This is a genomic window from Pseudomonas sp. GD04015, assembly GCF_029837675.1.
Classification (GTDB): Bacteria; Pseudomonadota; Gammaproteobacteria; order Pseudomonadales; family Pseudomonadaceae; genus Aquipseudomonas; species Aquipseudomonas paralcaligenes.
Genome location: NZ_JAOEEE010000001.1, coordinates 304920 through 314868, shown reverse-complemented (window position 1 = coordinate 314868; position 9949 = coordinate 304920). Strand labels below are relative to the sequence as shown.

At 70.4% G+C, this 9949-nt stretch carries 7 protein-coding genes; all 7 read right to left on the bottom strand.

Annotation, left to right across the window (positions count from 1 at the left end):
• Positions 1-54: 54 nt before the first annotated feature.
• Positions 55-1512, bottom strand: coding sequence for a metalloprotease TldD (gene tldD, locus N7640_RS01575; protein WP_279904681.1), 1458 nt, complete (start codon positions 1510-1512; stop codon positions 55-57).
• Positions 1509-2363 carry a carbon-nitrogen hydrolase family protein gene (locus tag N7640_RS01570; protein ID WP_279904680.1) on the bottom strand — a complete coding sequence of 285 codons (855 nt, stop codon included), beginning with the start codon at positions 2361-2363 and terminating at the stop codon, positions 1509-1511. The genes tldD and N7640_RS01570 overlap by 4 nt, the downstream gene beginning before the upstream one ends.
• Positions 2364-2409: 46 nt before the next feature.
• The gene (locus N7640_RS01565; RefSeq protein ID WP_279904679.1) at positions 2410-6249 is read right to left on the bottom strand and encodes a YhdP family protein; all 3840 of its coding nucleotides are present in this window, start codon (positions 6247-6249) and stop codon (positions 2410-2412) included.
• A 13-nt stretch (positions 6250-6262) separates the two neighbouring features.
• A complete protein-coding gene (gene rng / locus N7640_RS01560) occupies positions 6263-7720 on the bottom strand; it encodes a ribonuclease G (RefSeq protein ID WP_220813874.1) in 1458 nt (485 codons plus the stop codon).
• 57 nt (positions 7721-7777) lie between these two features.
• A complete protein-coding gene (locus tag N7640_RS01555; RefSeq protein ID WP_279904678.1) occupies positions 7778-8362 on the bottom strand; it encodes a Maf family protein in 585 nt (194 codons plus the stop codon).
• Positions 8363-8438: 76 nt separating this feature from the next.
• Positions 8439-8927, bottom strand: a complete 489-nt coding sequence (gene mreD / locus N7640_RS01550) for a rod shape-determining protein MreD (protein WP_279904677.1) — start codon at positions 8925-8927, stop codon at positions 8439-8441.
• Positions 8927-9922, bottom strand: coding sequence for a rod shape-determining protein MreC (mreC, locus tag N7640_RS01545; protein ID WP_220813968.1), 996 nt, complete (start codon positions 9920-9922; stop codon positions 8927-8929). Before mreC ends, mreD begins: the two co-directional genes overlap by 1 nt.
• Positions 9923-9949 lie beyond the last annotated feature (27 nt).

Here is a 9949-nt window from a genome sequence, read left to right as displayed (position 1 = left end):
TCCCAGCCAGCAGGATGGGTGGGGGTTGCTGGGTATCACGAGGCTCAACCCATCCTACGAACCGGTGCCGCCGACGGTGATCGCATCGATCTTCAGGGTCGGCTGGCCGACGCCCACCGGCACCGACTGGCCGTCCTTGCCACAGGTGCCCACGCCGCTGTCCAGCGCCAGGTCGTTGCCGACCATGGACACCTTGCTCATGGCTTCCGGGCCGTTGCCGATCAGGGTCGCGCCCTTGACCGGGGTGGTGATCCTGCCGTCCTCGATCAGGTAGGCCTCGCTGGTGGAGAACACGAATTTGCCACTGGTGATGTCCACCTGGCCGCCGCCGAGGTTGGCGCAGTAGATGCCGCGCTTCACCGAACGGATGATTTCTTCCGGCTCGCTCTCGCCAGCCAGCATGTAGGTGTTGGTCATGCGCGGCATCGGCAGGTGCGCGTAGGACTCGCGACGGCCGTTGCCGGTCGGCGCCACGCCCATCAGGCGGGCATTGAGCTTGTCCTGCATGTAGCCCTTGAGCACGCCGTTCTCGATCAGCGTGGTGCACTGGGTGCGGGTGCCTTCGTCGTCCAGGCTCAGCGAACCGCGACGGCCGGCCAGGGTGCCGTCGTCGACGATGGTGCACAGCTTGGACGCCACCGGCTGGCCGATACGGCCGCTATAGGCCGAGCTGCCCTTGCGGTTGAAGTCGCCTTCCAGGCCGTGGCCGACCGCCTCGTGCAGCAGCACGCCGGACCAGCCGGCGCCCATCACCACCGGCAGCGTACCGGCCGGCGCGGGGACCGCTTCCAGATTGATCAGCGCCTGGCGCAGCGCCTCGCGGGCATAGCCCATGGCGCGTTCCTCGCCGCTGCCGTCGCGTTCGAGGAAGTAGCGGTAGTCGGTGCGCCCGCCGCCGCCGTGGCCGCCACGCTCGCGGCGGCCGTTCTGCTCGACGATGACGCTGACGTTGAAGCGCACCAGCGGGCGGATGTCCGCGCCCAGGCTGCCGTCGCTGGCGGCCACCAGCACGTGGTCCCAGACCCCGGCCAGGCTGACGGTGACCTGTTTGATGCGCGGGTCGAGGGTGCGGGTGAACACGTCGATGCGCTTGAGCAGCTCGACCTTCTCGGCGCGCTCCAGCACTTCCAGCGGGTTGTCCTGGGCATAGAGCGCGGTGACCGCCGGGCTGGCGAACGCCTGCACCCGGCCCTGCTGGCCAGCGCGGGCGATGGAGCGGGCGGCGCGTGCCGCCTGGCCCAAGGCCTCGGCATGGATGGCGTTGCTGTAGGCGAAGCCGGTCTTCTCGCCGGACTGGGCGCGCACGCCCACGCCCTGGTCGAGATTGAAGCTGCCTTCCTTGACGATGCCGTCTTCCAGCACCCAGGACTCGGAGACCTGGCTCTGGAAGTACAAGTCCGCCGCGTCGATGCCGGGGCCGGCGAGTTCGCCGAGGATGGCCGGCAGCTGCTCGATGGTCAGGTTGCCGGGGGCCAGCAGGTGGCCGCTGACGCGGCCGAGGATGTCGCTCATAACTGCTCCGTGGGCGCCGGACCGGGCTGGACCGGCGCGATGAATCGTCTGTGACGTGCCACCGGCATGCGCTGGCGCACGGCCGCCTGCTCGGCGGCGTCGCGTTCGGCGAGCAGAACCGCTTCGCCGCTGGATCGTTCGGCCAGCACCCGCCCCCAGGGGTCGATGATGGCCGAGTGGCCGAAGGTCTCGCGGCCGCCCGGATGGCTGCCGCCCTGCCCCGCCGCCAGCACGTAGCACTGGGTCTCAATGGCGCGGGCGCGGGTCAGCACCTGCCAGTGGGCGGCGCCGGTGACGGCGGTGAAGGCCGCCGGCGCGCTGATCAGTTCGGCACCGGCCTCGCGCAGCCGGGTGTACAGCTCGGGGAAACGCAGGTCGTAGCACACGCTCAGGCCGAGGCGTCCCACCGGCGTATCGGCCACCACCACCTGTTCCCCGAAAGCATAGTCGTCCGACTCCCGGTAACGGCCGCGGCTGTCGGCCACATCGACGTCGAACAGGTGCAGCTTGTCGTAGCGGGCCGCCCGTTCGCCATCCTCGTCGACCAGCAGCGAGCAGGCGTGGGCGCGGGCCTCGGGCCGGCCGTCCGGCGGCAGGGGAAGGGTGCCCGCGACTATCCATAACCTGAGGTCGCGGGCCGTGCGCTTCAACCAGGGCAGGATGGGGCCGCTGCCGTCGGCCTCGGCGCGACCGAGGGCGGCCTGGTCGCGGCGGCCCATGGCGGCGAAGTTTTCCGGCAGCACGGTCAAGCGCGCGCCACGCTCGGCCGCCTCCTGCAACAGGCGACGGGCGGCGGCGAGATTGGCCGGGACATCGTCCTGGCTGACCATCTGGATTACGGCGAGGGACATGAACGCCTCCTTGCCCGCATGCTAACCCATGTCGCCTGGGCTGGCTTCACCGCGGCGCCTCGAAGGGCTTGTCGAAGCTGATCTCGGGCTCCTGCCAGGGGCCCTTGACCCGGTACTGCACGCTGGCGAAGCGGGCGACCCGGTCGCCGAGCAGCTTGTCGACCACGAACAGCGCGCCGCCCACCGCCGGCGCGCCGACGATCAGCGCGGCCAGCGGCAGGTTGTTGGTCACCGGCAGGGTCACCAGCAGCTTGGCGTCGATCTCGTCCCGCGCCATGTCGAGGGTGCCGTCCAGCTCCAGGGTGCTGGAAGGGCCGACCACGCGCAGCGGCTCGCGGGTCACGAACACGCCGCTCTTGCCGACCAGCAGGGTCTTGGTGGTGTCGTAGCTGAAGCCCTTGCCGAGCAGGTCGGAGAAGTCCAGGCGCAGGCGGCGGCTGATGGAGTTGAAGTTGAGCAGGCCGAACACGCGCAGCGCGGAGGCCGAGCCCTGCACCTCGACGAACTGGCCGTGGCGCAGGCTGGCGTCCAGGCGGCCGGACAGGCGCTTCATGCTGAACCAGGCCGGCGAGCCGGGCCAACTGCCGTCCACGTCCAGGCGGAAGCGCTCGCTGGTGGCGCTGGGCGCGTAGCCCCAGGCCTTGAGCACGTCGGCCAGGTTCTCCCCCTCCAGGCGGCCCTTGTACCAGCTGCCACTGGCGCCGGGCGCGCCATCCCAGCCGGCGCTGCCGCCCAGTTGCAGGCCCTTGAGCTGCAGGGACAGGTCGTCGAAACGCACGCCGGTCGAGGTCGGCCGCGCCTTGAGCGACCAGGCGCCGACCAGCACGTCGCCCTGCATGACCCGGGCGATGCGCAGGTCGAGCGCGGGAATCTGCCGCGGGTCGACGGCGGCCAGCATGTCGGGGGCATCCGGCTCGTCGGCCGCTGCCTCGCTGCGCGGCTCGGCGGGCGGGAAGCTCAGGCGCGCCAGGTCGATGACCATGGGCGCGCCGCCAGCGTCGGGCAGCGTGACCCGGCCCTCCAGCAGGGCGCTGTCGAGGTCCAGACGCCAGGCCGCGTTGGCCCGGGCGAGCTTGACGCCGAGGTCGTCGACCTGGGTGCCGAAGCCGTCGAAGCGGCCGATGCGCAGGTCGGCGCCACGGAAGAGCTGGCGGCTCTGGCCGTCGTCGGCCAGCCCCAGGTAGGGCTTGGCGGCGGCCTGCCAGGCGCTCCAGTCCAGCTCGTCGACGCGACCGACCACGCGCAGCCCCTGCCCCGCCGGCAGGCTGGCGGACTGGCCGCCCAGGCGCAGCTCGCCGCGCCCCTGCTGGGGCTGCTCCGCCGGCGCGACGAAGGCCAGGCTGGCGACGCCGCCGTAGTCGAACCAGTAGCGCCGCTCCGCGCCCTGCAGGGTCATGCGCCAGCTGGCGGCACGCGAATCCGAAGCGGCCTTGGCGAAGGGCGCCGGCAGCTCGACGGCCAGGCCCTTGAGGTCGGAATCGACGCGCAACTGGCTGTTGCCGCCGTCCAGGGCCAGGTCGAGCCGGTAGGGGATTTCCCCGCTCACCGGCAGTGGCTGGGTCACCCCCAGCCAGCCGGTCAGCTGCTCCAGCGGAATCCGGCCGCTGGCCTCGATGCGGGTACGGGCGTTGCCTCGCGCGCCCTCGGCCAGGGCGCGGCCGCGCACCGCGTGGCCCAGGGCGTGGGCACGGATGTCCGGCGCGCTGAGGCCGCGGGCGGTGTCGAAGCGGAAGGCGCCCTTGAGCTGGGTGAAGGCCAGTTTCGGCGTGGCGATCTCCAGCCGCGCGCCCTCGGTGGCGAAGTCCACCCGCACCTGGGGCTTCTCGCCCTTGGCCAGCGGTATGTCCAGCTTCAGCCTGCCGCTCAGCGGGCCCTGGCCCTGCCAGCCGGCGAAGATGTCGGCGGTGCCGATCGGCGCCTCCCGCAGGATCTTCAGCGCGTCGGGCAGGCTGCTCTGCACCTCTCCCTCCAGGGCCAGGCGCGGCACCTGGCCGCGCGGCGCCCTGGGCACGTTGACCGTGACGTTGCTGACGCGGCTGTCGAGGATGCGCGCCTCGGGCACCCGTACCTCGACGCCGTCGTCCTCGATCAGCACCTCGCCGCGGGCATCGCGCAGCACCGGCCAGCCCGGCTGGAAGGCCAGTTCGGCGTTGTCGACCAGGAAGTACAGGCCGATGCTGCGCGCTTCGTCGGCCGCCTCCTTGGCCAGGGCGCCCTGGTACTCGAACCAGCCATCCTCGATGTGGCCGCCGCGGATGGCGGTCTGCAGCCATTCGGCCAGCGCCGGGCTGAGCCCTGGCGAGCGGGTCGGCAGGTATTTCTTGGCCTTCAGGGCGTCGCCGTCGTGCAGGCCGACGCGCAGGTCCATGTAGTCTTCCTGGGCCGGGTCCTTCTTCAGCCGCACCATGAAGTCGCCGGCGATCCGCCCCTCCTCGCCCACCACCTGCAGGTAGGGGCTGTACAGGGTGAAGCCCTCGTCGTCCAGCTCCCAGCGCAGCCGGGCGCCGGCCTGGCGGTAGTGCCACATCTCGGGGAACAGGTTGGGGAAGTGCAGGCCGAAGTTCTCGCTGTCGGCCAGGCCCTCGCCACCGCCCAGATCGCCGCGCACGCTGCCGCTGGCGTTTTCCACCGCCGGCACGCCGTGCCACGCGCCGATGCTGACCCGGTCGAGGTTGCCGGAGAAGCGCACGCGGCTGGCGTCGGTCAGTTGCGGGAAGTATTCCAGTTGCACGTTGCGCAGCGTGCCGCGCGGGTCCAGTTCGCCGACGGCCTCGCCAGCCGCCTCCGGCAGCGGCGCCAGGGCCAGTACCACCGGGGTCAGCGGCGTGAGGTCGAGGTGGTCGGCGCTCAGCCGCCAGCGCTCGACCTGGCCGCTCGCATCGAGCTGCTGGGCCAGCGCCAGCTGCACCTCGCCCCAGCGCGTCTCGCCGAGGCTCAGGGCGAGGGAGTCGAGCAGCAGGTCGAAGCCGTCGGCGCGGCGCTCGAAGTAGGCGTTCAGGTTCAGGTCGTCGATCTCCACCGGCTCTTGCCCGGCGTAGCGACCGGCGATCTCCGGCGCGTGCAGACGGGCGACGCCGCGTTGCATCTGGCCCTGGTCCCAGTCCAGCCAGAATTCGCCACCGGCCTGGGCCTTGCTCAGCTGCCAGTCGCGGGTCAGCCCTGCGGGCAGCCAGGCGGCCCAGTCGCTCTGCGGCAGGCTGAGGTAGGCCTGGGCGCTGCTCGCGCGCCAGTCCGCGCGGTCCAGGCGCGTGCGCAGGCTGAACGCCAGCGGCTGGCCGTCCGGCAGGCGCAGGCGGCCGTCGAGGCGATGGCGCACCACGCCGCTGCGCAGGGTGACGTCGATGTAGGTGAGGCTGCGCGGCGCCTGCTCGAAGGGCTCGAAGGTCAGCTGGCTGCCCAGCAGCGAGACCCGCTCGACCATGGCCAGGCCGTCGATCAGCTTCTGCGGGTCGAGCGGGCGGGCGGGCTCGCGCTTTGGCAGCCCTTCCACCGCCCAGCGCCCTTCCCCGTCCTGCCGCAGGCTGAGCTGCAGCCCTTCGAGCTGCAGGTTGGCGAGGCGTGGCTGGCGCGCCAGCAGGCTGGCCAGCACATCCGGCACCACCCGCACCTGGTCCAGGCGCACCGCGCTGTCGCCTTCGCCCAGCAGCACGTCGTGGGCGGTGAGTATCGGCGAGAAACCGCGCCAGCCGCCCTCCAGGCTGCCGATGGCGAGCGGCATGTCCAGCGCCGTCGCGGCCCTGGCCTCGACTTCTTCGCGATACTCGGCCACCAGCGGCACCAGTTCGCGGCCGAGGCTGACGTAGAGCGCGGCCAGCACCAGCCCCAGCGCGCACAGCCCCAGTCCCCAGCGCAGCAGCCTGGCGACCAGGCCAAGGAGGAAGTTCATTCGGCGCGCCGGTTCACAGCAGCACCACGTCGTACTGTTCCTGGGAATACATGCTTTCCACCTGGAACTTGATGGTGCGGCCGATGAAGGCCTCCAGGTCGGCGACGTTGCCCGACTCCTCGTCGAGCAGGCGGTCGACCACCTTCTGCTCGGCCAGCACCAGGTAGCCTTCCGCCTGGTAGGCGCGGGCCTCGCGCAGGATCTCGCGGAAGATCTCGTAGCAGATGGTCTCCGGCGTCTTCAGCTTGCCGCGCCCCTGGCAGGCACTGCACGGCTCGCACAGCACCTGTTCGAGGCTCTCGCGGGTGCGCTTGCGGGTCATCTGCACCAGGCCCAGCTCGGTGATGCCGATGATGTTGGTCTTGGCATGGTCGCGCTCCAGCTGCTTTTCCAGCGTGCGCAGGACCTGGCGCTGGTGCTCCTCGTCCTCCATGTCGATGAAATCGATGATGATGATCCCGCCCAGGTTGCGCAGGCGCAGCTGGCGGGCGATGGCGGTCGCCGCTTCGAGATTGGTCTTGAAGATGGTCTCTTCGAGGGTGCGGTGGCCGACGAAGGCGCCGGTGTTGACGTCGATGGTGGTCATCGCCTCGGCCGGGTCGACGATCAGGTAGCCGCCGGACTTGAGCGGCACCTTGCGCTCCAGGGCGCGCTGGATCTCGTCCTCGACGCCGTACAGGTCGAAGATCGGCCGTTCGCCGGGGTAGTGCTCCAGGCGGTCGGCGACCTCGGGCATCAGCTCGTCGACGAACTGGGTGATCTTGCCGAAGGTTTCCCGCGAGTCGACGCGGATCTTCTCGATCTTCGGGTTGACCAGGTCGCGCAGCGTGCGCAGGGCCAGGGACAGGTCCTCGTAGATCACCGAGGGCGTGGTGGCGGTCTGCATCTGCCCGGCGATCTGCTCCCACAGGCGACGCAGGTAGCGGATGTCGGCGAGGATCTCGTCGGCACCGGCGCCTTCGGCGGCGGTACGCAGGATGAAGCCACCGACTTCCTCGATACCCTCGGCCGCCACGCAGTCGGCCACTACCTTCTTCAGTCGCTCGCGCTCGCCTTCGTCCTCGATCTTCAGGGAAATGCCGACGTGGCTGGTGCGCGGCATGTACACCAGATAGCGCGACGGGATGGACAGGTGGGTGGTCAGGCGCGCGCCCTTGGTGCCGATCGGGTCCTTGGTCACCTGCACAACCAGGCTCTGCCCCTCGTGGACCAGCGCGCCGATGGACTCCTGCGCGCTGCCCTCGCGGGTCGAGATCTCCGCCGCATGGATGAAGGCCGCGCGCTCCAGGCCGATGTCGACGAACGCGGCCTGCATGCCCGGCAGCACCCGCACCACCTTGCCCTTGTAGATGTTGCCGACGATGCCGCGCTTCTGGGTGCGCTCGACATGCACCTCCTGCAGCACACCGTTTTCCACCACCGCCACGCGCGACTCCATCGGCGTGATGTTGATCAGGATCTCTTCGCTCATGCGTCCTACTCTGCGTGGCGGCCAGGCGCCGCGCGCTGTCTGTTGTGGGCCGGCAGATCAGCTCTGCCAGCACGGAATGCCGAACACCTCCAGCAACTGCGCGGTTTCGCACAGCGGCAGGCCGACCACGGCCGAATAGCTGCCTTCGAGCTGGCTGACGAAGACCGCCGCCAACCCCTGAATACCATAGCCGCCGGCCTTGTCGCGCGGCTCGCCGGTGGCCCAGTAGGCCTCGGCCTCGCCGGGCCGCAACGGGCGGAAGCGCACCCGGCTGACCACCACCCGCGATTCGACGCGATCGGCGGTGGCCAGCGCCACGGCGGTCATCACCTCGTGCTCGCGTCCGGACAGCGCAGCCAGCGTAGACAAGGCGTCGGCGCGGTCGTTCGGCTTGCCGAGAATCCGCCCGTCGAGCACGACGGCGGTGTCGGCGCCGAGCACCACGGCGCCTTCCGCCCCCTCCAACGTGGCCAGCCCGGCCTGCGCCTTCTCCCGCGCCAGGCGCTCTACATAGCGCTGCGCGGGCTCGTCGGGCAATGCCGTTTCATCAATGGAGGCGATTAGCGTGACGAAGGGCACACCGATCTGCGCCAGCAGTTCGCGCCGGCGAGGGGAACCCGAGGCCAGGTGGAGCGTGGCCATGTGACATCTCCCTGTCAGAGTGGATGGGCGGCCCCGCCGCGGACACGGGACGCTCGAGAAGGACGAACGGGCGGCCTCAGCGCACGGCGAAACGCTGCTGCAGTCCCCGCAGGATGGCGAACACCCAGGGCCAGAGCAAGGCGCTGATCAGCGCGGGCAGGACGAAGGCCAGGGTCGGCGGCCGATTGCCGGTCAGGGCGTTGAGCCACAGCTGCACCAGCTGGGCGATGCCGAACACCACCAGCAGCACCAGGCTCTGCTGCCACATGGGGAACATCTGCAGGCGCCGGTGCAGGGACAGCACCAGGAAGATGATCAGGGTCAGGATCAGCGCGTTCTGCCCCAGCAGGGAGCCGAACAGTACGTCTTCCACCAGCCCCAGGCACCAGGCGCTGATCATGCCGATGCGATGCGGCAGCACCAGTACCCAGAAGGTCAGGAACAGCGCCAGCCATAGAGGGCGGCCGATTTCCATGAACGGCGGCATGGGGGCGACGCTCAGCAGCAGTGCCAGTACCAGGGTCAGCCAGATCACCCAGCCATTGCGTGCCCTCGCCTGCGCCATCAGCGACTCCCTCGTTCTGCAGCCGGTGCGGAAGGTGCGGCGGGCGGCGCAGAACCGGCTGGCGTCTGCGACGGTTGCGCGGCGGGCGCCGGCTGCGCGCGGGCGGCATCGGCGGCCTCGCGATCCGCGGCCTCCTGCGCTTCGGCCGCCTCGGTGGCGCGCTCCTCCGGCGTCCTGTCGTCGGTGAACACCAGCAGCATGTAGCGGCTGCGGTTCAGCGCGGCGGTAGGCACGGCGCGGACGATAGCGAAGGGCTGCCCCGAGTCGTGGATGACCTCGCTGACGGTCGCCACCGGGTAACCGGCCGGGAAGCGCTGGCCCATGCCGGAGCTGACCAGCAGGTCGCCTTCCTTTATATCCGCCGTGTCGGCCACGTGGCGCAGCTCCAGCCGCTCCGGATTACCGCTGCCGGCGGCGATGGCGCGCAGGCCGTTGCGGTTCACCTGCACCGGGATGCTGTGGTTGGTATCGGTGAGCAGCAGGACACGCGCGGTATAGGGCATCACCTCGACCACCTGGCCCATCAGGCCGCGGGCGTCAAGCACCGGCTGGCCGAGGAACAGGCCGTCCTTCTCGCCCTTGTCGATCAGGATGCGGTGGGTGAAGGGGTTGGGGTCGACGCCGATCAGCTCGGTGACCAGCACCCGCTCGTCCACCAGGGCGGCGGAATTGAGCAGCTCGCGCAGGCGCACGTTCTGCTCGGTGAGGGTGGCCAGCTTCTGCAGGCGGCCCTGCATCAGCAATGCCTCGGCCTTGAGCTTCTCGTTCTCGGCCATCAGCTCGCTACGGCTGGTGAACTGCTGGGTCGCCCCTTCCCACAGGGTCAGCGGCATGCGCGCCACGCGGTAGGCGGGCTCGGTGATGACGCCGACCTGCGAGCGCAGCGGATGAAGCACCTCGAAACGCGCATCCACCACCATCAGCACGACCGAAAGCACGACCAGCACCAGCAGTCGTACTCCCAGCGATGGCCCCTTGGCAAATAGCGGTTTGATGATGGCTACCCTCGGCTGACGGCTGGA